This window comes from Glycomyces mayteni, assembly GCF_042428885.1.
GTDB lineage: Bacteria > Actinomycetota > Actinomycetes > Mycobacteriales > Micromonosporaceae > Glycomyces > Glycomyces mayteni.
Genome location: NZ_JBHMBP010000007.1, coordinates 1 through 24,320, shown reverse-complemented (window position 1 = coordinate 24,320; position 24,320 = coordinate 1). Strand labels below are relative to the sequence as shown.

Annotated in this window: 18 protein-coding genes; 10 read left to right on the top strand and 8 right to left on the bottom strand. The window is 70.9% G+C overall.

Going from position 1 to position 24,320, the window contains the following annotated elements:
• Positions 1–230: 230 nt before the first annotated feature.
• The gene (gene eccCa / locus ACFFXY_RS25105; protein ID WP_382357041.1) at positions 231–4,265 is read left to right on the top strand and encodes a type VII secretion protein EccCa; all 4,035 of its coding nucleotides are present in this window, start codon (positions 231–233) and stop codon (positions 4,263–4,265) included.
• A 105-nt stretch (positions 4,266–4,370) separates the two neighbouring features.
• Complete coding sequence (locus ACFFXY_RS25100; protein ID WP_382357040.1) at positions 4,371–5,489, top strand: hypothetical protein; 1,119 nt, start codon at positions 4,371–4,373, stop codon at positions 5,487–5,489.
• A gap of 16 nt (positions 5,490–5,505) precedes the next feature.
• Here the strand turns inward: ACFFXY_RS25100 and ACFFXY_RS25095 are convergent, their stop codons facing one another.
• From ACFFXY_RS25095 to ACFFXY_RS25085, 3 genes are read right to left on the bottom strand one after another with little or no spacing between them, the layout of a single operon-like run.
• Positions 5,506–6,069: a hypothetical protein gene (locus ACFFXY_RS25095; protein WP_382357038.1), complete on the bottom strand. Its 564-nt coding sequence runs from the start codon at positions 6,067–6,069 to the stop codon at positions 5,506–5,508.
• A gap of 44 nt (positions 6,070–6,113) precedes the next feature.
• Positions 6,114–7,835, bottom strand: a complete 1,722-nt coding sequence (locus ACFFXY_RS25090; RefSeq protein ID WP_382357036.1) for an alpha/beta hydrolase — start codon at positions 7,833–7,835, stop codon at positions 6,114–6,116.
• A 3-nt stretch (positions 7,836–7,838) separates the two neighbouring features.
• On the bottom strand, positions 7,839–8,201 hold the full coding sequence (locus ACFFXY_RS25085; RefSeq protein WP_382357034.1) for a hypothetical protein: 363 nt from the start codon (positions 8,199–8,201) through the stop codon (positions 7,839–7,841).
• A gap of 495 nt (positions 8,202–8,696) precedes the next feature.
• On the opposite strand from ACFFXY_RS25085, the gene ACFFXY_RS25080 reads away from it, so the two are divergent.
• The gene (locus tag ACFFXY_RS25080) at positions 8,697–9,947 is read left to right on the top strand and encodes a S8 family peptidase (RefSeq protein WP_382357032.1); all 1,251 of its coding nucleotides are present in this window, start codon (positions 8,697–8,699) and stop codon (positions 9,945–9,947) included.
• Positions 9,948–10,062: 115 nt separating this feature from the next.
• Here ACFFXY_RS25080 and ACFFXY_RS25075 read toward each other — a convergent pair whose 3' ends face one another.
• Together ACFFXY_RS25075 and ACFFXY_RS25070 are read right to left on the bottom strand one after the other, a co-directional pair.
• Entirely contained in the window at positions 10,063–11,319 is a 1,257-nt protein-coding gene (locus ACFFXY_RS25075; RefSeq protein ID WP_382357030.1) for a WXG100 family type VII secretion target, read from the bottom strand.
• A gap of 44 nt (positions 11,320–11,363) precedes the next feature.
• Positions 11,364–11,951: a hypothetical protein gene (locus ACFFXY_RS25070; RefSeq protein ID WP_382357028.1), complete on the bottom strand. Its 588-nt coding sequence runs from the start codon at positions 11,949–11,951 to the stop codon at positions 11,364–11,366.
• Positions 11,952–12,464: 513 nt separating this feature from the next.
• Here ACFFXY_RS25070 and ACFFXY_RS25065 point away from each other — a divergent pair.
• Both ACFFXY_RS25065 and ACFFXY_RS25060 read left to right on the top strand, forming a co-directional pair.
• Positions 12,465–12,746 (top strand): WXG100 family type VII secretion target, encoded by a 282-nt coding sequence (locus tag ACFFXY_RS25065; RefSeq protein ID WP_382357026.1) that lies wholly within the window; start codon positions 12,465–12,467, stop codon positions 12,744–12,746.
• 35 nt (positions 12,747–12,781) lie between these two features.
• A complete protein-coding gene (locus ACFFXY_RS25060) occupies positions 12,782–13,066 on the top strand; it encodes a WXG100 family type VII secretion target (RefSeq protein ID WP_382357024.1) in 285 nt (94 codons plus the stop codon).
• 167 nt (positions 13,067–13,233) lie between these two features.
• Here ACFFXY_RS25060 and ACFFXY_RS25055 read toward each other — a convergent pair whose 3' ends face one another.
• Complete coding sequence (locus ACFFXY_RS25055; RefSeq protein ID WP_382357022.1) at positions 13,234–14,541, bottom strand: S8 family peptidase; 1,308 nt, start codon at positions 14,539–14,541, stop codon at positions 13,234–13,236.
• A gap of 186 nt (positions 14,542–14,727) precedes the next feature.
• On the opposite strand from ACFFXY_RS25055, the gene eccE reads away from it, so the two are divergent.
• Entirely contained in the window at positions 14,728–15,984 is a 1,257-nt protein-coding gene (gene eccE, locus ACFFXY_RS25050) for a type VII secretion protein EccE (RefSeq protein ID WP_382357020.1), read from the top strand.
• The gene (locus tag ACFFXY_RS25045) at positions 15,981–17,588 is read left to right on the top strand and encodes a hypothetical protein (RefSeq protein ID WP_382357018.1); all 1,608 of its coding nucleotides are present in this window, start codon (positions 15,981–15,983) and stop codon (positions 17,586–17,588) included. The genes eccE and ACFFXY_RS25045 overlap by 4 nt, the downstream gene beginning before the upstream one ends.
• 143 nt (positions 17,589–17,731) lie before the next feature.
• Here ACFFXY_RS25045 and ACFFXY_RS25040 read toward each other — a convergent pair whose 3' ends face one another.
• Positions 17,732–19,030, bottom strand: coding sequence for a hypothetical protein (locus ACFFXY_RS25040; RefSeq protein WP_382357016.1), 1,299 nt, complete (start codon positions 19,028–19,030; stop codon positions 17,732–17,734).
• 74 nt (positions 19,031–19,104) lie between these two features.
• Positions 19,105–19,788: a hypothetical protein gene (locus ACFFXY_RS25035; protein WP_382357014.1), complete on the bottom strand. Its 684-nt coding sequence runs from the start codon at positions 19,786–19,788 to the stop codon at positions 19,105–19,107.
• Between the two features lie 521 nt (positions 19,789–20,309).
• On the opposite strand from ACFFXY_RS25035, the gene ACFFXY_RS25030 reads away from it, so the two are divergent.
• The 3 genes from ACFFXY_RS25030 to rpmA all read left to right on the top strand — a co-directional run bounded on the left by ACFFXY_RS25030 (position 20,310) and on the right by rpmA (position 23,741).
• Entirely contained in the window at positions 20,310–22,871 is a 2,562-nt protein-coding gene (locus ACFFXY_RS25030; RefSeq protein WP_382357012.1) for an Rne/Rng family ribonuclease, read from the top strand.
• A gap of 290 nt (positions 22,872–23,161) precedes the next feature.
• Complete coding sequence (gene rplU, locus ACFFXY_RS25025) at positions 23,162–23,461, top strand: 50S ribosomal protein L21 (protein WP_359952230.1); 300 nt, start codon at positions 23,162–23,164, stop codon at positions 23,459–23,461.
• Positions 23,462–23,471: 10 nt separating this feature from the next.
• The gene (gene rpmA, locus ACFFXY_RS25020) at positions 23,472–23,741 is read left to right on the top strand and encodes a 50S ribosomal protein L27 (RefSeq protein ID WP_382357010.1); all 270 of its coding nucleotides are present in this window, start codon (positions 23,472–23,474) and stop codon (positions 23,739–23,741) included.
• Positions 23,742–24,320: the final 579 nt, after the last annotated feature.

Below are 24,320 nucleotides of genomic sequence, written 5' to 3'. Positions count from 1 at the left end.
GGTCGGAATCGGGGGGACTGTAAAAGGATAAATCCCGCATGCCACGGTCGGTGTACCGCCCGAGTGGCGATGCGGTTCTACCCTGTTAGTGCGATACTCGACAGAGCGCACTTATATCTTTTATACGGCAGCGCCCACGCCGCGGCTAGCAAGCATCCTCGCCGACGCTCGCAAGACGAGGCCGGGCCGGCCGTGGCAGGCGCATCCCCCGGTGAGTACAAGGACCCTCTGTGACGACCAAACTCTTCCGCAGACCGCCGCGAAAGCGCGGGCCCCAGGCCCCACGCGGCGACATCCTCCTGGAGTCGCCGCCGGACATGCCCGACCCGCAGCCGAAGAACATCGCGCAGTATCTGATGATCCTGCCGATGCTCGCCGGCGCGGCGGCGATGGCCATGATGATGATGAGCCGCACGACCGGTGGCACCGGCAACGGCGGCAACAACACCATGCGCATCGCCATGGGCGCCATGATGGGCATCTCCATGGTCGGCATGATGGCCACGAACCTGGGCGGCAACCGGGCCCAGAAGAAGGCCGAGTTCAACGCCGACCGGCGCGACTACATGCGCTACCTCAACCAGGTGCGGCGCCGTGCCCGCAAGGGCGCCGAGCGCCAGTGGCGCGCGGCCCGGTGGCGCCACCCCGACCCCAAGGCCCTGTGGTCGCTGGTGGGCTCGCGCCGCATGTGGGAGCGCCGGTCCAAGGACGACGACTCCCTGGACGTGCGCGTCGGCATCGGCAAGCAGCGCATGACCATGAAGCTGGTGCCGCCGGAGACCAAGCCGGTCGAGGACCTGGAGCCGATGACGTCGATGGCGCTGCGGCGGTTCGTCGCCGCGCACTCGAACGTGATCGACATCCCCCGGTCGATGAAGTACACCGAGGCCGCGCGGCTGGTGCTGCGCGGCGAGCGGCCCACCGTCATGGACAACGTGCGCGCCCAGCTGGCGCAACTCGCGGTGCTCCACTCGCCCGACGACGTGATCATCGCGGTCGTCGCGGACAACGAGCGGATGCCCGAGTGGCACTGGATGAAGTGGCTGCCGCACCTCCAGCACCCGTCCGCCGAGGACGGGGCCGGGCCGGTCCGGATGTTCTTCAACACGACCACGCAGCTGGAGAACTCGCTGCGCGACCAGCTGTCGAGCCGCGGCGCGTGGTCGCCGGGCGCGACCGCGGGGGAGGGCCAGGCGCACCTGGTCGTCGTCCTCGACGGCGGCGAGGTGGACCCGACCGGGATCATCGCCGCCGACGGCATGGCCGGCGTGACGGTGTTCGACTTCTCCGGCTACCTGCCGCGCAAGCCCGGACCGCAGATCAAGCTCTACGACGTCACCGCGGAGGAGATCTACACGGACCAGGCCGGCCGGCGCCGCGTGCTCGGCAGGCCCGACGCGCTGTCGTTCAACCAGGCCGAGGGCATCGCCCGCTCGCTCGCGCCCTGGCGGCTCACCCTCAAGGGCGCCACCGGGGCCACCGAGTCGGGCGACGAGGACGCCTCGCCGATGGCCGCCCCGTCGAGCCTGCCGGAGATGCTCGGCTTCAACGACGCCGCGGCGCTCGACCCGGCCGTGCACTGGCGCGAGAAGCCCGTCAAGGACTACCTGAAGGTCCCGATCGGGCCCGGCCCGGACGGCGCCATCGTCGACATCGACTTCAAGGAGTCCGCGGTCGGCGGCATGGGCCCGCACGGCCTGCTCATCGGCGCGACCGGCTCCGGCAAGTCGGAGGTGCTGCGCACCATCGTGGGGTCGCTCATCGCGACGCACTCCTCGGAGGAGCTCAACTTCATCCTCGTCGACTTCAAGGGCGGCGCGACGTTCGCGTCCCTCGACGAGCTGCCGCACGTCTCCGCGGTCATCACCAACCTCGCCGACGAGATCGAGCTGGTCGACCGCATGGCCGACGCGCTCGAAGGCGAGCTGGTGCGGCGCCAGGAGGTGCTGCGGTCGATGGGCAACTTCACCAACCGGTGGGAGTACGAGAAGGCCCGCAAGGCCGGGCAGCCGATGGACCCCATGCCGACGCTGCTCATCATCGCCGACGAGTTCTCCGAGATGCTCGTCGCCAAGCCCGAGTTCATCAACCTGTTCCTCCAGATCGGCCGCATCGGCCGCTCGATCGGCGTGCACATGCTGCTCGCCTCGCAGCGGCTCGAAGAGGGCAAGCTGAAGGGCCTGGACACGTTCCTGTCGTACCGGGTCGCGCTCCGCACGTTCTCCGCGCAGGAGTCGCGCACCGTCATCGGCACCGGCGCCGCCTACGAGCTGCCGCAGGCCCCCGGCCACGGCTACCTCCAGGTCGGCACCCAGGACCTGGTGCGGTTCCGCGCCGCCTACGTCGGCGGGTCGTACAAGCCGCCGAAGCGGGTCGCCTCGCGCGCCGAGCGCATCGCGGCCGTCCAGCACAAGGTGCAGCGGTTCCTGCCCGGCTTCGTGGAGCTCCCGCCGGAGCCCGAGGTCGAGGAGGAGCCCGAGGAGGAAGTGGTCGAGGCCGAGGCCGAGGACGAGAACGAGAAGCTCTCCGAACTCGAAGTCATGGTCAACAACTGCATCGGGATGGGCCGCCCGGCCCACCAGGTGTGGCTGCCGCCGCTCGCCGAGCCGCCGACCCTCGACCAGGTGCTCCCGCCCCTGGAGGTCGACCCGGTCCGGGGCCTCACGCCGAAGGGCTTCTCCCTCAACGGGAAGCTCCACGCCGTCCTCGGCGAGGAGGACCGCCCGTTCGAGCAGAAGCGCAGCCCGTTCATCGTGGACCTCTCCGGCGCCCAGGGCACCGTCGCCATCGCGGGCGGCGCCCAGTCGGGCAAGTCCACGATGCTGCGGTCCATGATCGGCTCGCTCGCCCTCACCCACACCCCGCGCGAAGTGCAGTTCTACTGCCTCGACTTCGGCGGCGGCACCCTGCGCGGCCTCGAAGACCTCCCGCACGTCGCGGGCGTCTTCGGGCGGCAGGAGGAGGAGGGCGTGCGGCGCACGATCCAGGAGGTCACGAGCATCCTGGACGAGCGCGAGGCGTTCTTCACGGCCAACAAGATCGACAGCATGGGCTCCTACCGGCGCATGAAGGAGCAGGGCCGCTTCCAGGACGACCCGTACGGGGACCTGTTCCTCGTGGTCGACAACTGGATGACCCTGCGCGAGGACTTCGACCCGTTCGTGGACCAGGTCCGCGCGATCGGCAACCGCGGCCTCGCCTACGGCGTCCACGTCATGGTCACCTGCACCCGCTGGGGCGACATCCGCATGAACATGCGCGACATGTTCGGCCTGAAGCTGGAGCTGAAGCTCTCGGACAACATGGAGTCCGAGATCGACCGCAAGGCGGCGGCGAACGTGCCGAAGAACCGCCCCGGGCGGGGGCTGTCGCTCTCGAAGCTCCACATCCTCGCCGCCGTCCCGCGCATCGACTCGATCCGCGACGGCGACGACCTCCAGCCGGGCGTCGAGGACTTCGTCAAGAAGGTCAAGCAGGCGTGGCGCGGACAGCCGTGCCCGCCCGTGCGCCTCCTGCCGAAGCAGCTCCAGGTGGCCGACTTCCTCAAGGCCGTCGACCGCACGAAGCCGGGCATCCCGATCGGCCTCAACGAGGCCGGGCTCAAGCCGGTGTACCTCGACTTCGCCAACGAGCCGCACATGCTCGTGTTCGGCGACTCCGAGTCGGGGAAGACGAACCTGCTGCGGCACATCGCGCGGCAGATCCAGGCGACGTACACCGCCGACGAGGCCAAGATCATCATGGCCGACTACCGGCGCGGCATGCTGGAGGAGATCCAGAAGCCGACCCTGCTCGACTACGCCATGTCCGGCAAGCACTTCGAGGGCTCGGTGAAGAACCTCAAGGGCCCGATCGAGAAGCGCCTGCCGGGCGACAACGTCACGCCCGCGCAGCTGCGCGACCGCTCCTGGTGGACCGGTCCGGACCTGTACCTGATCGTCGACGACTACGAGATGGTCGCCCAGCGCGTGAACCCGCTGGCCGCCATCCAGGAGTTGATCCCGGTCGGGCGCGACATCGGCTTCCACGTCATCATCGCCCGCCGCGCCTCCGGTGCGGCCCGCGCCCTGATGGACCCGATCGTGGGCCAGATCAAGTCGCTCGAATCCCCCGGCCTGCTCATGAGCGGCCGCAAGGAGGAGGGCGCGATCTTCGGGAAGCTCAAGCCCAGCCCGCAGCCCCCGGGCCGCGGCACCCTGGTGCGCCGCAAGGACGGCGAGCAGCTCATCCAGACGACGCTGCTCCCCCCGAACGGCCAGGGCTAGACGCGAGCGGCGCGGGGCCGCCCACCGGTATGTGAACGTACGTGACTCGCAAGCTTCGTCACGTGCAACCGGGGGGTGGCCCCGCGGCGTACTACGCTCGTACCGGTGCGAATCCCCCTCGCACCCCCGCACACCGAGGGCCCCGAATTGAACCCACTGCTCACGCCCCCCGAGCTCGACTCCGCGTCGCTGACGCGGCCCGGCCGCCCGGCACGGCCGCCGCTCGGGGTGCTCGCGATCCAGGCGCTCCTGCTCGCCGAGGCCGCCGCGGTGACCGCGGTGTGGCTGTGGAGCTGGCGCGGCGTGCAGGCGTACGCGTGGCCCGGCGTCGACAACGGCCTCGCCGAGCGCGGCCTCGCGTACCTCCTGGTCCTCGCCCCCTCGGTGCCCGTCAACGTCCTCGCCGCGATCTGGCTCGGCCGCGGCGGCCGCCGCGCCCGCCTCTACCTCGCCGCCGCCGGGTCGCTCGCGCTCGTGCAGGTGGTGCTGCTCCTGACGCCTTCGGCGATGCCGGTCCGCCAGGCCATGAGCGACGGCGCCGCGCAGGTCGCCGCCGTGTTCCTCGCCGCGACCGCCCCGATCGTGTTCCTCGGCGCCGTCCTCGCCGTCACCGCGAAGGCCCGCGGCTGGCTCGGCGCCGAACCCGACCGTCCGCGCGGGCGCATCGCCGGGATCGAGACCGCCGTGTGGTCGCTCGCGCTGCTCCTGGCCGTCGCCGCCGGCGCCGAGGTCCGCCAGTGGGCGCTCGCCGCCGCCGAACCCGGCGACCCCCGCGGCCTGTACACCGAGGACGGCACCTGGGAGCGGCTCGAAGCCGCCGTCGCCGAGACCGCCGCCGCCGTCCCCGCCTCCGACGGCTTCGCGGCCCGCACCGTCGAGGTGGCCTCCTGCGGCTACCGCACCCCCGCGGGCCTGGAGACCTTCCGCTACAGCCTCACCTACGAGCTGCGCGCCGCCGACCTCCCCGCGTACGAGGCGGCGGTGCGGGCGTTCTGGTCCGACGGCGACTACGCGCTCACCTACGACGGCGCGACCCTCGACGGGGTCCGCCGCATCACCGCCGAGCGCACCGACGAGATCGCCCTCGGCTACACCGGCGGCGACGCCCCCGCGCTGACGGCCGCCAGCGGCTGCGTCGAACGCGTCGCCCCCGACCCCGGATGCGTTCCGCCCCAAGGGGAGCCGGCCACCGACCGGGTCTACGGCATCGCCTGCCGGGACTGACTCACAGCGTCGTTGCTCATAGGGACGAGTAGTCGGCCTCGCCGTCCGCGGCGTCCTTCGGAATCCCCTCCGGGAAGTACTCGCCGACCAGGTCGCCCGCGCTCCCGGGCGCGATCCCGCCCGCCGGGGGCACGTACTCGATCTCCCCGGGGTCGCTGCGCCTCACGCACCCCGACTGCACGACCAGGCCCACGACGCCGGAGACGCGGTACCAGAGGTTGATCCCGTCCTCCCGCAGCGCCTCGACGTTGCGGTCGGTGCGGCCGGTCGCGAGCGTCACCGAGTCGTCCCGGTGCACGTCCAGGCCGTCCTCGGCCCACTTCCCGCGCAGCGCGTCCGCGTACTCTTCGCGCACCAGCGGATCGGACCACAGCGGCTCGGCGAACATGTACGAGATCTCCACGCCCACATGGCCGGGGTCCTCGGCGCCCCCATGCGTGCACGGCAGCTCGTGCCAGGTGCGCGAGGCGAACCCGGGGAAGTCCGGGAGCGCCGCCGCGGCCTCGGCGGCGGCGGCCTCCATCGGGGCGTACGCCTCGGCCTGCGTGTACCGGGCCTCGGGCGGTTCGGTCGCTGTCATCGAGCATCCTGCGAGCAGTAGTGGGAGTGCGAGCGCAAGGGCCTTCACCTGACGCCGCTGGTCTGACCGGTGACGATATAGGCCATGTTGTCGCGGGCGGCGTTGCGGGGATGCCCGTTGTCGCCGTCCCAATAGGAGGAGTGGTTCTCCACGTTGTCCTTCCACAGCTCGTCCAGGCCGTCCGCGTCGCGGGTCGCGTCGCTGTGGAACGTCCTGCCGCCGAACGCGTCCGAGACCGGGTCGGTGCCGTGGATCAGGTCGTCGTGGTCGGAGGTGAAGTACCCGACGGCCCCGCCGACCAGGCCCCCGAGGGGTCCGCCCAGCAGCCCGCCGCCGCCCCCGCCGACGATCGTGCTGATCGTGTCCTCGCGGGCCCAGCCGATGATGTCCTCCTCGTTCCTGGTGGCCCACACCCGGTCCGGGGGGATGCCCAGGTCCGCGGCCGAGTCCACGCCCACGCCCGGGGAGCCGACGAACACCATGTCGTCGACGTCCAGCCCCGCGTCGCGCGCGGCGATTCCCACCGTGGTCGACCCGTAGGAGTGCCCGGTCATCGTCACGTGCGACCGCCCGTCCTCGTCGACCGCGCGCATCCCTGCGGCGAACGACGACAGGTCCTTCGCCGCGCCCTCCGCGTACTTCTGGTCCATGGCCTGCGGCACGATGTCGTCCGGCGCGTCGTACCCGAGCCACAGCACCGACGCGGTCTTCGCGTCGGGGTCGGCCCAGTACGCGTCCCCGGCCATGAGCTCGGCCCGGTCGATGCTCCCGCCGACGTTCCCCAGGTCGGCGCCGGTGCCCGGCACCAGCACCGACACGTTGTCGGCCTCGTCGGGGTTCCCGATCGCCACGATCGCCCGCCCGTCCCCGTCCGAGGAGTACCCCAGCAGGTACCGGTCGAGCGCGGGCCCGCCCGCCCCGACCTGGTACGGCTCCTCGACCTGCGACCGCAGGCCCGTCAGCCGCTCCTGCGTCCCCTGCAGGTCCGCGAGGCGCTTCTGCAGGTCCTCGTTCCCGGGGTCGGCCGCGAGCCGGTCCTCGACCGCTTCGATCTCGCCCTCCCGCCGGTTGATCTCGCCGTCCAGGAGGGTCCGGTTCGCGTCGTCCCTGATCCCCGAGGGGATGCCGTCGACCTGCGCGAGCAGCTCCGGCCGCGCCTCCAGCAGCCCCTGCTGCTCGAACGGCGACAGGCCGTCCCACCACGCGTTCACCTCGGCGGGGCTCGCGTCCCGGGCCAGCATGTCCTGGAAGTCGTCGGCCAGCGCCACTCCCGCCGCGAGCTCCGCGCGCTCGCCCGCGTCCGTGGTCCCGGCGATCGCGGCCACCGCCGCGTGCAGCGTCTCGTCGGCCTCGGCGACCGCGTCGAGGATCGCGTCCAACCGCTGCTCGAACGCCGCCACGTCGGCGGCCTCCCCGGTCGCGACCCCGTCGGCGTCCACCGACAGGCCGTCCGGGACCGACGCGAGCAGCTCCAGCAGCTCCTCCTGCCGGGCCTTGAACACCTCCACGGCGTCCTCGATCGCCGCCGCGATCCGGCGGCACTCGCCCGCCCGCTCCACGGTGTCGTCGCCGATGAGCTTCACCCGCGACCGCACCTCCTCGGCCACCGTCCCGGTCCACTGGGCCTCGCCGATCTGCCTGCGCCGCAGGTCGTCCAGCTCGGACTCCCGCTCCTCCATGCGGCCCGCCTGGGCCCGCCACTGCTCCCCGACGGCCGCGAGCGGCGCGAAGTCGGCGTCGCGCAGCGCGCCGTAACCGATCCCCATGGCCTACTCCGGCGCCGGCGTCGTGCGGGTCCCCGGATCGACCGGGAACACCTCCGGGTCCGCGTACTGCGCGAACATCTCCGCGGTCATCCCGTCCAGCTCCACGTGCTGCACCGAGTACACCGCCAGGAACGCTCCCAGCTCCTCCACCCGGCCGCGCAGTCCGGGCACGATCGCGCCCTCCCACCGCTCGACCGCCTGGGCCACCTCGTTGACGCCGGTGAACGACCCGGTGTCCACCGAGCCCGCCAGCGCGCCGCCCTCACTGGCGACCTGTTTGAAGTCCTCGTACAGCCCGTCGGAGGCCGCGAACATGGAGACGCCGCCGCGCTTGATCTCCTCCGGATCCAATGACAGATCAACCATGTTGGGTCCCAAGGGAAGCGGTGCGGGCAGGAAGGGTACAGACCGGTGGGGCGCTCACGGGGGGTCCAATCTCTCGTGTGCCGATCAACACACAGCGTACAAATCCCAGGCAAACGGCCGATAGTGGCGGCACGCGGAACGTCCCGTCTGTGACCAGATCGTTATGTTCCCCCGGCGATCCTCCGTGACTCGCGGGGCGGAAACAGGTCCGGTATGTTGTGGGGCAGAGCGGACAGCGCTGTAACGACCGGCACACGGAAGGGGTCCATCCCTATGGCCACACCTCTCACGCCAACCCTTGCCGCTCCCCGAACCCCACGCCGAACACGCCGCACCGCCCTCGCCTCCGCCCTCACCGCCCTTGCCGCCACGGCGGCGGTCACGGCTTGGCCGGGAGTCGCGCTGGCACAGGACACGACGCTCAACGACGACAATGCCTGGGCGACCGACTTGATCGGGGCTCCCGAGGCATGGGGGACCACTCAGGGTGAAGGGGTGACGGTCGCGGTGCTGGACACCGGCATCACCGAGCACCCGTTCTTCGAGGACAAAGACATCCTGCCGGGTTATACGGCCTTCTCCGATGAAGCTGATGCTTGGAACGACACCGACGGGCACGGGACCGCGGTCGCCGCGGCAGTGCTGCTCGCCGCGCCCGAGGCCACGATCCTCCCTGTCCGCATGGACACCGGAGCGGAGGCCGATCTCGGCGGTGCCATGGGGGAAACGGACGTCGAGTCCGTGAAGTGGGCGATCGACAACGGCGCCGACATCCTCGTTATGCCCTGGCACATCGACGGTGTGGTGGAAGGCGAACCGATCGAAGTCCTCCAGTACGCCATTGACAAGGGCCTCATCGTGATCGCCTCCGCCGGCAACGACCCCAGCGACCCCGTGCTGTACCCGGCCTCCACTGAAGGGGTCGTTGCCGTCACCGGTGCCGACACGAACGGCAATCTGCTCGCGGAGACCAGCACGACCGGCCCCGAGGTCGTGGTCTCGGCTCCGGCCGATGAGATGACGGTGCCGAAACCGCAGGTGGGTTCGCTCGGGTCCGACGAGATCTACGGGACGGTCGTCGGCGGTACCTCTATGGGCTCAGGGTTCGCCGGAGGCGTTGCGGCCCTGACGTGGGCCGCGCACCCGGACCTCGACGCGAGCAACGTCATCCAGCGGCTCATCCAGACCGCCGGAGACGGGAACGGCGAGCGCGATGACGACACTGGCTTCGGGCTCCTGAACGCCGACCAGGCCGTCAACGCGGAAGGCATCGAACCTGTCCAGGAGAACCCGCTCGGATACCCGATGGGCGAGCCCGGCGCCAGTGGAGCCACCCCCGACGACCCCGCGCCGTCCGACTCCGCGGAGGAGCCCGGTGCCGCCACCGGCGGCCCTTCGGCTGCGGCCGAAGGCAACAAGGAGTCGAACCTCTCCACGATCATCGTCGTCGCGGCGGCCGTCGTCCTCGTGGGCGCCGCCATCGCGGTGTGGCTGGTGCTCCGCGGCCGCGGCCGGAAGGCCGCCGCACAGCAACAGCAGGGCCAGTTCAACCCCGGGAACGGCCCGGGACAGGCGCCGTACCAGCAAGGGGCGCAGCAGCAGCCGTACGTCCCGCCGGGGGGCGGCCAGACCTACGCCGGTCCGCCCCCCGGCCAGGGCTTCAGCAGCCCGCCGCAGGGGTACGGCCAGCCGAATCCGGGTGAGCCGAGTCCGCCGTGGCGGCCGAGCGAACCCAACCAGCGCTGATCAGCAAGCGAGGGCCGCAACCGATTCATCGGTTGCGGCCCTCGCTGTCTCCCAGGCAAACGAAAGGGGCGAGCGGTCAGTCCCGCTCGCCCCTCATCGACTTGGTCAGCGCCGACTAGTCCTCGTCGAGTTCGTCGTCGCTGACGCGGTTGCGGCCCCAGTCGACGTCGTCCTCCCGCAGCCAGGTCTCCCTGGTGTAGGTCTCGTCGTCGTCATCGTCGTTGTACCCGGAGCGGGTGCCGCCGCGCCCATTGCTGTTGCTGCTGCCGGGACGGCTGCCCGAACCGGTGCCCCGGCCGCCGCTGCCGTTGTTCAGGCCGCCGCGTCCGCTGCCCGAACCGCCACGGCCCGAACCGGAAGAGGCGCCCGCGCGGGCAGGGCTCGTGCCGCCCGTGCCGCGGCCGGGAGCGTTGCCCGCGCCGCCGCCGACGGGCGTGGCGCCGCGCGCCGGACCGAACAGGCCCGCGCCCGCACCGGTGAGGCTGGCCCCGCCGATGCCCGTGGTTCCTGCGCCGCCGCCCATGCCGCCGACGTAGCCGCCACCGCCGCCGGTGACCACGCCGCCGCCGCCGGCGAGACCGCCGTTGTCGACGTCGTCGTACGAGCCGGGGGTCCAGTCAGAGTCCACCGGGTCCAGGTCGTCGTCGGTGCCGACGATGCCGTCGGCGCCGGAGGTGTCCCCGCTCACGGAGGAGTCGCTGCCGCCCGGGGCGTCCGGGACGTCGTTCGAGTTCGAGAGCCCGCTGTCGGCGAAGACGCCTCCGGTCGGCGCCTGGTACGTCGTGTTCCCGGGCATGTCGCTCGGGGGCGGGGGCGGGGGCTCGGCGAAGTCCTCTTCCCTCACCCGGGCGTACCGGTCGCCGAGGTCGGCCACGATCTGCGCCATGGTCTCGTGGCGCTGGTCGAGGTACTGCTCGTACTGCTGCTGGTACTGGACCTTCTTGGTCTCGTACTCAGGCTTGGTCTTGTCGATGTCCTGGCTCTCAAGCCATTCGTCGTACGTCTCAGTGGAGCTGGGGTACAGGTCGGCGCCCTGGGCATCGGTCTGGGCAGACCTGAGGTATCCCGCGAGGTCCGGCATCGTGACCTCGCCGGTGCGCTTCATGCCGTTCTCGGACTCGATGCTGTATTCCTCGACGATCGACATGCGGCCCTGGAACTCGTCGGAGGCCGCGCCGGTCCACTGCGTGCGCAGCGTCGTCACGTGGACGGCCATCTCCTCGCGGGCGGCCTTCATGCCGCTCGCGGCGGTGGTCCAGATCGAGCCGGCCTGCTCGACCCTCCAGTCGTCACCTACCTGAAGCATGTCCCACAGCTGCTCGTGGGTGTAGGTGCTCTTGTAATAGTCCTTGCCTTTGCCCTTGGCAACCATGACGGGCTCCTTCCTTGGGGTTCAGGTCGTCTGCTGCCGCAGGGCTACAGGATCTCGGGCTTGTCGTCGGTCTCCGGCGTCTCGCCGGAATCCGGGGTTTCGGTCTCGCGCTCGTTCTCGCCGCGAACCTCGTTGACGTCGTTCTGGGAGAGACCGCCGCCGCGCGAGTCGAACTCGCTCTGGACGCTGTTGACGCTGGCGGTGACGTTGCCGTCCGCCTCCAGGTAGCCGACCTTGATCTCCTCGCTGATCACGCGGCCCGTGTCCAGGCCGTGGAAGACGCGGTCGATCTGCTCGGCGCGGCCGGGGTAGAAGACCGACTTGTACGACTCGGCGAGTTCCAGCGCGTCGTCGAAGCCGCCGAACGGCACGTTCACCGTGTCGACGGGCTGGAAGCTGCCGGCGCTGAGGTACTCGGGGTTGGCGCCCTCGCGGAGGCGGACGACTGATCCGCCCATGACCTGGCTGCGGTACAGCTCAAGGTCGTCGAGGGTGATGCCCATCTTCGAGATGAACTCGTCGAAGGACTCCTCGGTCATCTGGAACCTGGTGCCGCTGGAGTCGGTAACGGTGTAGGAGCCGTCGCGGTTCTGGACTGCACCGCCGCCCATGTCCTCAGGAAGCAACGTCATCACCTCGGGTATGAGATTCGTCAGGGGGTATGGTCGGGCGCTCGCGAACCTCGACGCGCTGCGATGGGCACACGGCCGCTCCGATCTGTGCTCCCTCCAGCATACCGATGCGGCGCAATCCGGACGCCGCGGCGGCACGACATGGCACGAACGGGGGAGATCGGGACACAAGGGAGCGAGTCCGATCCCCCGACCGGGGACGGAAGCCGCGATCCCGTCGGGTCGCGAGCCGGGGCCACTCCCGCATCAGGGGTGACGGCTCGTCCCTTTCGACCCGACTACCCGGGGGTCCGCCCGGGTTGCCCCGTACGCCCGACGTGGCACTAAGTGGGGATACACGGGCTCGGTCACTACTAGTAAACTCGGAGGCGCACCGCCAGCCCGGTGAGTTTGCACGGACGGGTTATGGTGACTGCGGAATCGATGAAGAACTCACTGGGATACCCCTGACGGCCTAGGAACCTAGCGCCGCGGCACCCGGTTACGAAACAGGAGGTGTTTCGCATGGTCGCAATGACAGAAGAGACAGTCCGCGATGCGGCTGTTGAGACCCTGAACGCGCGTCAGGACGTCGACGGCACCCTCGCGAGCCTGAAGTCGCTCTGCGACTCCCTCGCCGCCTCGTGGCAGGGTGCGGGCGCCGCGTCCTTCCAGGAAGTCATGCTCGTCTGGGACAAGGAAGCCACCGACCTCCTTGAGGCCCTGGAGAACATCGCGAACATGCTGGACAACAGCGCCACCGCGACGGCCGACCAGGACAACGACAGCTCGCAGGGCTTCGCAGGCCTTCTCTAGCAACCCCCAAGACCCCAAGGAAGAGGTGAACCACCATGGCCGGACAGATTGCCCTTAGCTACGAAGAGATGGAAGCCGCGTACTCGCAGATCATCAGCGAGTCGGGCTCCATCAACGACAGGCTCTCGGACCTCGCCACCAAGCTCGACGCCCTCGAGTGGGAAGGCGCGGACCGCGACGCCTACATGGAGCAGCGGGCCGAGTGGGACTCGTCGATGGCGAAGATCAACGAGATCCTCGAGCAGATCGGCGGCGCCGTCGACCGCGCCCGTCAGAACTACGCTGACGCCGAGGCCGCCAACGCCGCCCGGTTCCGCTAGACCGGAACCCACGGCACGCGATTCTCAACGAAGACCCAGGCGATCCCCCCGATCGCCTGGGTCTTCCGCCGTCCCCGCCCCAGATCCGGGACCGGCAAGCAGAACCAAGCAGAACGGGGCGCCGGTCCGACCGGCGCCCCGTTCGCCGAGTATTCACACGACGGCCGCTAAGCCGTCCCCTCGACCTCCTGCGAAGGCGCCGCCTTCTCCGGCCTCCGCGAACCCGGCCGCCAGCCCCGCTTGCGGCCCTTCGGAATGATCGTCCGCAGCACCAGCACCAGCGTGATGAGCACCAGCGCCCCGCCGACGCTCGCCCAGGCGACCGTCTTCTCGAACGCCAGCGGGTCGTAGTCGACGTCGATCGCCGCGATCGACGACGGCTCCCCCTCCGGGACGTCCACCGACGGCGACTCCCCGTCCGTGACCTCGTCATCGAACGACGTCGCCGTGATGTCCTCACCCGGCGACACCGGCGTCGACACGGCCTTGCCCACGTTCAGCACGCCGTAGCCCTGGTAGATGTTGAAGTCGTTCGGCGGGTGGAGCGCAGTGGTCCGCAACCGGTGCTCGATCCACGCCGGAGACGCCTCGTCCCCGAACTCCGCCTTCAGCAGCGCCGCCGCGCCCGCCACGTACGGCGTGGCGAAACTCGTGCCGTTGTCCTCCATCCAGCCCCCGCCGGCCAGCGGCACGATCACCTGGTCGCCAGGCGCGATCAGGTCGATGTTCTCCCCGTAGTTCGTCTTCAGGTAGAAGTTCCCGTCCCGGTTGTGCGCCCCCACCGCGATGACCTCGGGGTAGTTCGCCGGATAGAACTTCGCCTTCTCCGGGTCCGCCTTCACCGAGGGATCGTCCATGTACAGGTTCTCGTTGCCCGTCGCCGCCACCACGACCACGTTGCTCGCGATCGCGTAGTCCACCGCCGCCTTCAAAGCGGTCGTGTCCGGCAGCGCGATCGACACATTGATCACGTCCGCGCCCTGGTCCACCGCGTACTCGATGAGCCCCGCGACCATGTTCGCGGAGTTCGCGTCGGCCCCCTCGTCGCCCTTGAACGCCCGCAGCGGCAGGATGTCCGCCTCAGGCGCCACCCCCACGAACTGCTCGCCCTGCGCCGCACCAGCGGCGATCCCCGCGACCGCCGTCCCGTGGTAGAACGCGTCGCACGTCCCGTCGCCTTCGGCATCCCAAGCGTCCCAACCCGCCTTGACCCGGCTCCCGAACAGGTCCGTCCGCTCCGCCGAGACCCCCGAGTCGATCACCGCGATCGTCACCGGCACGCCGTCGTCGTTGGCGCCCTGGTTGAACCGGTGCGCCTCACCGAGCCCGATGAAGTCGCCGGCCCAGTCCCGAGCCGTCAGATCGTCCGAGTTGCCCTCGCCCGTCGTGCACGGCGAGCGGTCGTCGTCCGACACCACGGGCGGCTGCGCCTGAGCTGGAGCCGTGGTCAGCAGGATGGACCCGGCCGCCGCCATCGCGACTGCCGCAGAATAGAGAGGTATACGCGGGAGGATTCGCACCCGCACAGTCTAACGCCGCAGCGCCAAAGGGCCGGTCCGCCGTATACCGGGCCGAAACACCGCAAGGGCGGGGGACCAAGAGGTGGTCTCGTCCGCTTACGATAGGTACGACCACTCACCTTCATGATGGAGACGTCGCCAATGACGATGCTTCAGGGGCAGCAGCAAGCACGCGGTACCGCGTCCGTGCAGGCCCAGCAGCAAGGCGGCCCGGTCGCCGGCGAGTCGGTCGTGTTCACGACCCGCTCCTCGGGACGGCTCGGCCCGCTCACCGTCGCCCAGCTCATCGCGGTGGAGCTCGCGCTCACGATCGCGCTCGCGAGCCTGGCGCTCGGGATGATCGCGCTGGCCGCCGGAGGCGGCGTCGCGCTCATCGTGCTGGTCGTCGTGTTCTGGCGCAAGGGCGACTACTGGTGGTACCAGACCTGGCCGCTCAAGTCCCGCATGCGCCGGCGCATCCGCGCCCTCGACCCCCAGCAGCTCACCGAGGTCCTCCACCGGATCGCCCCCGACCTGGGCATCACCGGAGTCGAGGACCGCGACGAGAACGTCGGCATCGGCCACGACAACGGCGGATGGTTCACGGTCATCGAGATCGGCACCACCGACGAGGGCACCAAGGCCGTCCCGCTCGAACGCCTCGAACGGCTCTTCGACGAGACCTCCGTCCCCGTCACCACCGTGCAGCTCGTCGGCCACACCACCCCCGTCGGCCTCGCCGCCTACGACAACAGCCCGTCCTCGCGGTCCTACCGCGAACTCCTCGGCGACTACCCCGCCGTGGTCCACCACAAGGCCTGGCTCGCCGTGCGCCTCGGCGCCCGCGACGCCCGCGAGGCCACCGCCGAGCGCGGCGGCGAGGTCGACGGCGTCTACAAGGCGCTGGCCTCGACCGCGCAGCGCGTCAGCAAGCTCCTCGGCAACGTCGGCGTCCCCAACCGGATCCTCGACGCCGAGGGCGTGCGCGAAGCGGTCCAGCAGTCGCTCGGCGTCGCGTTTGCGCCGGTCCCGGGCGAGCGCACCGCCGAGGAGTGGAACCACTGGTACGCGGACGGCCTGCGCCACGTCGCCTACCGGATCACCAAGTGGCCCACCGACGCCGTGGCCCTGCACCGCACCGTGGACGCGCTCTCGGGCGTGCCCGCCGCGTTCGTGACCGTCTCGACCGTGGTCACCGCCGGGACGAACGGCAAGGTCAACCCCGACGGCCGCATCACGGGGCGCCAGCTCGCCGTGGACGGGATCGTGCGCCTCGCGCTCGACCAGGCCTCGTGGGAGTCCGCGCAGAACCAGCTGCTCAACGTCGCCGACCAGCTCGGCGTGCGGCTGCAGCGCCTCGACGGCGAGCACGGCCCCGCCGCCTACGCATCCGCCCCGACCGGAGGAGGACCCCGATGACCGACCGCGGCAACGTCTACGGCGGCGGCACCTACCAGGGGGGCTCGTACCAGAACGGGAACCAGCGCCCCGGCGGCCGCCACTCCGGCGACGACGAGCGCCCCGTGGACGACGACCAGGACGGCACCCTCAACGTGCCCCGCGCCGGCCAGCAGCAGCCCGGCTCCCCGCCGCAGGCGCCCCAGCCGCCCGCCGCCCGCCCGCCGCAGGGCCCCGTCTACGGCCAGCCGGGCCAGACCGGGCAGCAGCCGGGACGGCCCGCGCAGACCGGCCAGCAGGGCGCCGTCTACGGCGCGCGCCAAGGGCAGCAGCCGCCCCAGCCCCCGAGCGCCCGCGGCGGCGCGCAGCCTCCGCAGCCGCCCGCCGGCCAGCATCCCCAGCAGCCGCAGTACCAGACGCCGCGGCCCCCGGAGATGCGCCCGCCGCAGGGCCCCGGGCCGCAGCAGCCCCAGCAGCAGTCCTCGCCGCCCCAGTACCAGCAGCCGGTGTCGCAGCCGCAGCGGCCGGTCGGCCCCCCGCCGGGGCCGTCCTCGCAGCAGCAGCGCCCGTCCCAGCCGCAGTACCAGCAGCCGACGTCCCAGCAGCAGCGCCCCGCGCAGCCGCCCGCGGCCGCCCCGGTGTCCGCGGCCCCGGTCTCGGCCCAGCCGGTCTCCGGCCAGCCCGTGTCGGGCAGCCCGATCTCCGGCGGCCCGGTCTCGGGCCAGCCGTACTCCGCGCAGCCCGCCAGCGCCCAGCCGTACTCCGGCGTGCCCTACTCGGGCGCGGGCGCCCCGATCACCGGCGGCCCGGTCAGCTCCATGCCGACCTCCGCGGGCCTGTTCGGCGTGTCGCAGGTCTCGGCGGGCCCCACGGAGGGCACCGTCTACGGCCTCCCGGTCACCGACCGCGCGGTCGAGACCGCCCGGGACGCGGGCAAGCCGATCGAGCCGGTCAAGTCCGTCTCGCAGATCCCGACCGCTCGGGCCCTGGAGCTCATGACGTCGGCGAGCCCGCCCGCCGGGCTCGTGATCGGCCGCGACGCCGAGCAGGTCCCGGTCGTCGCGCCGTTCTTCCGCCCGGAGGAGACGCGCATCAACCTCATCGGCGGCGTGTACCTCGCCCGCCTGCTCGTCTTCCGCGCCTTGGCGATCGGCACCCGCGTCGCGGTGTGCACGACCCGCCCGCAGGAGTGGAACGGCCTGGGGGAGACCGCGACCGGCCGCAACGACCGCCTCGCGGTCCTGCACGGCGACCAGCCGGTGACCGTCGAGGCGAGCCAGCACTCCCCGGCCCTGTACGTCTACGACGTGGGCGAGCGCGGCTCGCAGACCAAGCCGGTCCTCGGCCCGTGGCGCACGCAGCTCACGGTGCTCCCGCGCCTGACGAACTTCGCGGACGCGCTCACCGGCGAGGCCCACATGACGGTCCTCCAGCGGCTCACCGCCGAGGAGGCCCAGATCGCGCGCTCGGCGATCCGGGTCAACCAGGAGGTCCTCCAGTGGCTCCAGATGCTCCACGACGACATGATCGCGATGCTCCGCAAGGGCCAGAAGGAGCGCTACCTGTGGTGCGCGCCGACCTCGATCGAGTCGCAGATGTTCGGCGCGCCGATGCGGACGTACTAGCCCGCCCCGCGCGTTTTCACCCGTACGAGTGAAAGGGCCGATCCCGCTCAGCGGGATCGGCCCTTCGTGCCTGTCGGACCCTTTCGGTATTTTTGAACCAGGGGTCCCTCTTGGGTCCGTTTTGTTATGAAATGCGATTCACGTCAGCTCGCGTCGCGCCAGTTCGCCAAGTACGCCTCCGCGAGCTGCATCGTCATGTCCGTCAGCGCCGCCTCGTCCACCGCGGCGTCCTTCGACACCGCGAGCCGCACCACCACGTAGGCGTTGGCGTCCTTGACATGGAGCTGGTAGTTCGAAGTCCCGTCGGTCACCACGCGCGCCACCGCCGCGGCCTCGTCGCCGACCGCCGGGGCCGGGTCCACGACCGTCCACAGCTCGGGCATCTCGCCCAGGTCGCGCGTCCCCAGGTCGAAGTTGACGCTGGCCATCGCGTCGGACTCGTACACCGAGCCCTCGATCGTCAGCATCGCCGCCGCCTGGTCGGGCTCCCCGTACGTCAGGTCGCACTTCTGGTCCCAGCTGCCGGTCTTCTGCTCGGCGCTCGCCGCCTCCGTCGGCTCGGCGCCGCCCGCCGCCGACCCCAGCGCCGCCGGGTCCACCAGCGCGCACGGCTCCTCGGAACCCGAGTACGTCAGCCCCGAGTCGGCCGCGCCGCCCTGCTCCGTGTCCGTGTCGCGGTTCATGAACCACCACACGCCGCCGCCCACCAGCCCCAGCGCCACGACCGCGGCGATGATCTTCGGCCACGGGCTGGACTTGCGGGCGCGGCTGCGCACCTTCTGGAAGTCCGAGCGCCGCCGCGGCTCCCTGGAGCCGAGGCCCTTGATCGCGGTGGTCTCGCCGCCGCCGCCCCAGTCGTCCCCGCCGCGGTCGTCGCCGAACGCGGCCTCCTCGAACGGCTGGTCCTGGCGCTGCTGCGGCGCGCCCTCGGGAGCCCCCTGCCGCGGCCGGTACTCGCGCCCGCCCGGCAGCGCGCCCCGCGAGTCCGTGCGGGGCGTCGACCCGGTCACCGGACCGCCCGGACGCCGCGACTCGTACCCTCCGGGCTGCGCCTCGTACCCGCCGTGCTGCGGGGAGAACTGCTGGGGCGATTGCTGCTGAGGGGACTGGTACTGCCCGGCCTGCGGCGAAGGACGCCCGGCCGAGGGGCCGCCCGCCCGCGGCGCACCCGCCTGCGGGGAGGGCCGTCCGGCCTGCGGCGAGGGACGCCCCGCCTGGGGCTGCCCCGGCTGCTGCTGCCCGTACCCGCCGCCCTGCGGCTGCTGGCCGCGGCCGGGGGACGGCTGCCCGCCCTGGTACTGGCCCTGGTCTCCTTGCGCGGAGTACGGCTCGCCCGACCCCTGCGGACGGCCCGCACGGGGCCTCCACTGGCCGGAGCCCGACCGCCGCCCGTCGTCGGGCTGCTCGTCGTATGCCGGTCCAAAGGGTGGTGTGGCGCTCACGATGATCCTCCGCGAATGGTTGCGGCGTGTCGACTTGACGCCGCGGTAGTCACGGTCAGCTTAAAGGGAGCCGCCTAATTCCCCGCCCGGGGGAGTGATTCGAGGAGACCCGCCGACAGGTCCTCCGCCAACACCGCCACGTCGCCGCCCTCGGGCGGCGTGCCCGTGACGAACACGTTCAGGCTCAGCGTGGTGTTCGCCTCCTGCGCGTGCAGGCGCACCTCGGTCTCCTCGCCCTCGGCGATCACCGCGGTGGCGGCCTGCTCGCCGACGCCCCCGACGTCGGCCGTCGCGTGGCCCTCGGACGCCTCGAACTCCAGCACCCCGGCGTACGCGGCCCGCGCCTTCGCCGGGTCCTCGTACACCTGCACGGTCGCGAACAGCGTCACGAGCCGGTAGGCGTCGCCCCCGGCGTACTCCGCGGAGTAGGTGCAGTCGAAGCTGCGGACCTTCTCCTCCGCGGACTCCGCGGGGTTGCGCGCCTGCTCGGTGTCGGCCCACGGGCCCAGCAGCTCGGCGTTGACGGCGCGCTCGCAGAGGTCGCCGACCGCGTCGGCGTCCACGAGCGGCTTCTCGTCGCCGATCCCGGAGCTCCAGAACAGCACGGTCCCGCCGCCGAGGAGCAGGACCGCGACGACCGCGAGGACCCATCCGACGCTGGTGAGCTGCCGGAAGAGGTCGGCACCGCGATGCCGCCCCTGGTAGGTGGAGGGTTTCCCGTCCGCCCGGGGCTCCTCGGTCTCGTCGGAGTCGATCACCTGGAGTGCGATGGCTCTTTCCTTACTGTGGGGGCTCTGCTGCCGCGCCAACCGTCAGCTTATCGAGTACATGGGACACGGGCCACGGGCGAACCGTGCCAACCACGAGGAGTCGTGTTTTCTCACCCGATCGTGACCGGCCGCACTGAGAGGCACCGCACCGGCTTGTCCACCTGTTCGGCGAATGACGCAGAGTGTGCGATACTCGACCTTGTCGTACCGCACATTTTCACGGACGGTGCGACCCGCAGATGTCCTGTCCGCGTCCCTCACGACGGCGACGGACTTGACGACTCGGCTGGGGGCAGAGGTGTTTCCCCAGCGCGAGTTGAGGCTTTACAGAGCGGCCCGAACGGCAGGGGACAGCGCCGGAACAAGGCTCGCGAGCCTGCTGGGCGACGCGAGCCGGACGCCGGCCCCCGCCCGGTCGGGAGGACCGCACTGCTGATGCCGCGCCCGTGCGGCAGCCGACGCAATCCGCGTCAGCGCCCGGGCGGCGGCTGGAATGGAGATTTATTCGTATGCGCGAGAATGAGCCGCGCGAACAGGTGCCCGCGATCGCGGTGACCTTCATGGCTCCCCAGAAACCCAAGAGCGACGAGCCGGCGCCCGAGGCGCCGCGCACCGAGCGGCCCCGCGCCGCCTCGACCGCCGCGATGTTCGCACCCCCGCCCAAGACGGCCCCCAAGGCGGCCGAACCCAAGCCCGAGCGCTCCCGCGCCGACGCCCGCGACCAGCGGGACGAGGCCGAGCCGCGCCGGAACCAGGACTCCGAGCCCCGCCGCCAGGCGAAGAAGGCTCCGGCCAAGAAGGCCGCCCAGAACCAGGAGCAGCAGCCGACGCGCAAGCGCACGCGCAACCGCGGCGAGCAGCGCTCCGCCGACAGGCCCGGCGACAAGGGCCCCGAGGACAAGGCCGCCGAGCGCGAGCCCAAGTCCGACGAGCCGGTCGCCGAGGACTTCGACGACGACGATTACGACGACGATGACGACTCCGAGGCCGGGCGCCGCAGGCGCGGGCGCCGGGGCCGCCGAGGCCGAGGCCGCGGCAAGGGCGTCGACGGGGCCGAAGGCGGCCTCGACGACGACGATGAGGACGACGACGAGCCGCAGGCCGACGAGGACGACGAGGACTCGGGCGCCGACGGCCCCGAGGTCACCCGCCGCCGTCGTCGCCGCCGCCGCCGGGCCGGGTCCGAGGACTCCGACCGCTCGTCGCGCCCCGACGACTCCGACGACGACGCCGAAGTGGTCGTCAAGGTCCGCTCCCCGCAGCGCCGCCCCTCCTCGAATGAGGAAGTGCGCGGCGTCTCCGGGTCCACGCGCCTCGAAGCGAAGCGCCAGCGCCGCCGCGACGGCCGCAAGTCCGGCCGCGGCCGCGTCCAGGTCGTCAGCGAGGCCGAGTTCCTGGCCCGCCGCGAAGCGGTCGAGCGCCAGATGGTCGTGCGCGTCCGCAACGGCCGCGCCCAGGCCGCCGTCCTTGAGGACGGCATCCTCGCCGAGCACTACGTCTCCAAGTCCGGGGCCCAGGGCCTGGTCGGGAACGTCTACCTCGGCAAGGTCCAGAACGTGCTCCCGAGCATGGAGGCCGCGTTCGTCGACATCGGCCGCGGCCGCAACGCCGTGCTGTACGCCGGCGAGGTGAACTGGGACGCGACCGGCCTGGCCGGGAAGGCCCGCTCGATCGAGCAGGCCCTCCGTCCCGGCGACTCGGTGCTCGTCCAGGTCACCAAGGACCCGGTCGGCCACAAGGGCGCCCGCCTGACCAGCCATGTCGCCCTGTCGGGCCGCCACCTGGTCTACGTCCCCGGCGGCAACGCCTCGGGGATCTCCCGCAAGCTCCCCGACCGCGAGCGCACCCGCCTGCGGGCGGCGCTGAAGAAGCTGGTCCCCGAGAGCGCGGGCGTCATCGTGCGCACCGCCGCCGAGGGCGCCGGTCCCGAGGAGCTCGCCCGCGACATCTCCCGCCTCCAGATCGAGTGGGAGGAGATCCAGTCCAAGGCGAAGAAGAGCAACGCCCCGGCGGTGCTCCACTCCGAGCCCGACGTGCTGATCCGCGTGGTCCGCGACGTCTTCAACGAGGACTTCAAGGAGCTCTTGGTCGAGGGCGACGAGGCGTACGACGAGATCCACAAGTACCTGGAGTCGGTCTCGCCCGAGCTGCTGCCGCGGCTCAAGCGCCACACCGGCACGAAGGACGTCTTCGCCGAGAAGCGCGTGGACGAGGGCCTGCTCAAGGCGCTGGACCGCAAGGTCTACCTGCCTTCGGGCGGTTCGCTCGTCATCGACCGCACCGAGGCGATGACCGTGATCGACGTCAACACCGGCCGTTTCACCGGTGAGGGCGGGAACCTCGAAGAGACCGTCACCAGGAACAACCTGGAGGCGGCCGAGGAGATCGTGCGCCAGCTCCGCCTGCGCGACATCGGCGGCATCATCGTGATCGACTTCATCGACATGGTCCTGGAGTCCAACCGCGACCTGGTGCTGCGTCGCCTGACCGAGTGCCTGGGCCGCGACCGGACCAAGCACCAGGTCACCGAGGTGACCTCGCTGGGCCTGGTCCAGATGACCCGCAAGCGGGTCGGCCAGGGCCTCATCGAGGCGTTCTCCGAGCCGTGCGACCACTGCAAGGGCCGCGGGGTCATCGTCCACACGGACGAGATCCTCGGCAACAGCCGCAAGAAGGGCAACGGCGGCGGGGGCAACTCCGGCCAGAGCCAGAGCCAGGGCCAGCAGAACCAGGGCCAGGGCCAGAACGGCGGCAAGAAGAAGAAGGACAAGTCCAAGTCCGGGCAGCAGCAACAGCAGCAGTCGCGGAAGCAGGACAAGTCCGAGCCGCAGTCCAAGTCGACCGCCGACGCGACCGCGAAGATCGCGGCCGCCTCGGAGCACGGCCACGAGGACGACGACTACGAGACCACCGAGGTCCCGGCCGCCGAGGAGACCGCCCCCGCGGCCGTCGCCGACGCTCCGGCCGAGACTGAGGCGGCCGACTCCGCTCCCGCCCCGGAGGCGTCCGTCCCCGCGGACGCCGAACCGGACAACGGCGACGAGGCCGGGACCGAATCGGCACCGGCTTAGGTACGGGCGGCGCCGCGGACTGTGACGTTCGCGGCGTCCGCCTGGTACCGATGCCGGAACCAGCGGGTACATGACGTACCCTAGTGAGCGGCCTATAGAGCCCTCAGCTTTTCGCCCCCGTTCACGCGGGAGCGAGCGCGGAGCTCGATCGGCGGGCCAGCCCAGGCGACGTTCGCGAAGCCGGAGTTGGCACGGTGCGTGACACCGCGAAATTGACAGACACCGTTCCCCTGCGGGGAACTGACATCATGTCCCCGCATCGGGGAGGACCCAAGGAGACCAGCGTCGACATGTACGCAATCGTCAAGACTGGCGGAAAGCAGTACAAGGTCGCGGAGGGCGACGTCCTCGAAGTCGAGAAGCTTCGGGGCGAGTCCGGCGACACGCTTACGCTGCCCGCGGTGTTGCTCGTCGACGAAGGCACTGTGGTCACCGACGCCTCCGGCGTCACGGTGAGCGGTGAACTTCTCGAGCACACCAAGGGCCCGAAGATCAAGATCCACAAGTACAAGAACAAGACCGGCTACCACAAGCGCCAGGGTCACCGCCAGCCGCTGACCCGCGTGCGCATCACCGGCATCACCAAGTAGGGGTTGAACCATGGCACACAAGAAGGGCGCATCCAGCTCCCGCAACGGGCGTGACTCCAACTCCAAGCGACTTGGCGTCAAGCGCTTCGGCGGCCAGCACGTCAGCGCCGGCGAGATCCTCATCCGTCAGCGCGGCACCAAGTACCACCCGGGCGACCTCGTCGGCCGCGGCGGCGACGACACCCTCTTCGCCCTCGCTGAGGGAGAGGTGCTGTTCTCGCAGAAGCGCGGACGCAAGCTGGTCAACATCGTCCCGGCCTCCATCGAGGTCGCGGCGTAAGACCAGAGCGGCGACGCTCTCAAGACAGAGAGGGCCGGCCCCGTCGAAAGACGGGGCCGGCCCTTTTTCCGTACCCGGGCACCGTTCTCCCGTATGCGGGCACCGATCGCATCCGTCCGTTCACTGCGACGACACAAGAATGTCGGACCCCTCCAGTAGGTTCAGATCGGGAACATCCGCGGATGAGCCTGGGGTGCAGCCATATCGCCGCAGCTCAACACGGCCGCGAGCGGAAAGGGACCCCCCTGTTTCGTGCGCTCAAAACCCCGTGTATATTTGTCTTTGCCCGCGGGGGAACGGAACAGCCGAGAAGGACTGGTCCGGAAGCCACCGGAGACCGGCGACAGACTCACTGAGTCAGGCGCGGTCCGGAAGCTGAATCGCGGGACATCTCAGAGACTCACTGGAGCCTCGATCGTGTGTGACACAGGTTAATCGACCTGAAGTTTGCAGAGCGATCCGAGACTGTTAGAGTTGAGAGGTTGCTCCGGCGGAGGACGAATCCCAAATCGGATGAGGTCTTTGTTGTGGCGTGTTGTTTGAGAACTCAACAGGGTGTTTGGATGGTCAGCGTGTGGG

Excerpts from the sequence above, each read along its gene's own strand:
- ACFFXY_RS25085 (WP_382357034.1), bottom strand. The coding sequence starts at position 8,201 with ATGGTTGATCTGTCATTGGATCCGGAGGAGATCAAGCGCGGCGGCGTC.
- rplU (WP_359952230.1), top strand. The coding sequence starts at position 23,162 with ATGTACGCAATCGTCAAGACTGGCGGAAAGCAGTACAAGGTCGCGGAG.
- ACFFXY_RS25090 (WP_382357036.1), bottom strand. The coding sequence starts at position 7,835 with ATGGGGATCGGTTACGGCGCGCTGCGCGACGCCGACTTCGCGCCGCTC.
- ACFFXY_RS25045 (WP_382357018.1), top strand. The coding sequence starts at position 15,981 with ATGACCGACCGCGGCAACGTCTACGGCGGCGGCACCTACCAGGGGGGC.
- ACFFXY_RS25075 (WP_382357030.1), bottom strand. The coding sequence starts at position 11,319 with ATGGTTGCCAAGGGCAAAGGCAAGGACTATTACAAGAGCACCTACACC.
- ACFFXY_RS25065 (WP_382357026.1), top strand. The coding sequence starts at position 12,465 with ATGACAGAAGAGACAGTCCGCGATGCGGCTGTTGAGACCCTGAACGCG.
- ACFFXY_RS25030 (WP_382357012.1), top strand. The coding sequence starts at position 20,310 with ATGCGCGAGAATGAGCCGCGCGAACAGGTGCCCGCGATCGCGGTGACC.
- ACFFXY_RS25070 (WP_382357028.1), bottom strand. The coding sequence starts at position 11,951 with ATGACGTTGCTTCCTGAGGACATGGGCGGCGGTGCAGTCCAGAACCGC.
- ACFFXY_RS25060 (WP_382357024.1), top strand. The coding sequence starts at position 12,782 with ATGGCCGGACAGATTGCCCTTAGCTACGAAGAGATGGAAGCCGCGTAC.
- ACFFXY_RS25055 (WP_382357022.1), bottom strand. The coding sequence starts at position 14,541 with ATGGCGGCGGCCGGGTCCATCCTGCTGACCACGGCTCCAGCTCAGGCG.
- eccE (WP_382357020.1), top strand. The coding sequence starts at position 14,728 with ATGACGATGCTTCAGGGGCAGCAGCAAGCACGCGGTACCGCGTCCGTG.
- rpmA (WP_382357010.1), top strand. The coding sequence starts at position 23,472 with ATGGCACACAAGAAGGGCGCATCCAGCTCCCGCAACGGGCGTGACTCC.
- ACFFXY_RS25095 (WP_382357038.1), bottom strand. The coding sequence starts at position 6,069 with ATGACAGCGACCGAACCGCCCGAGGCCCGGTACACGCAGGCCGAGGCG.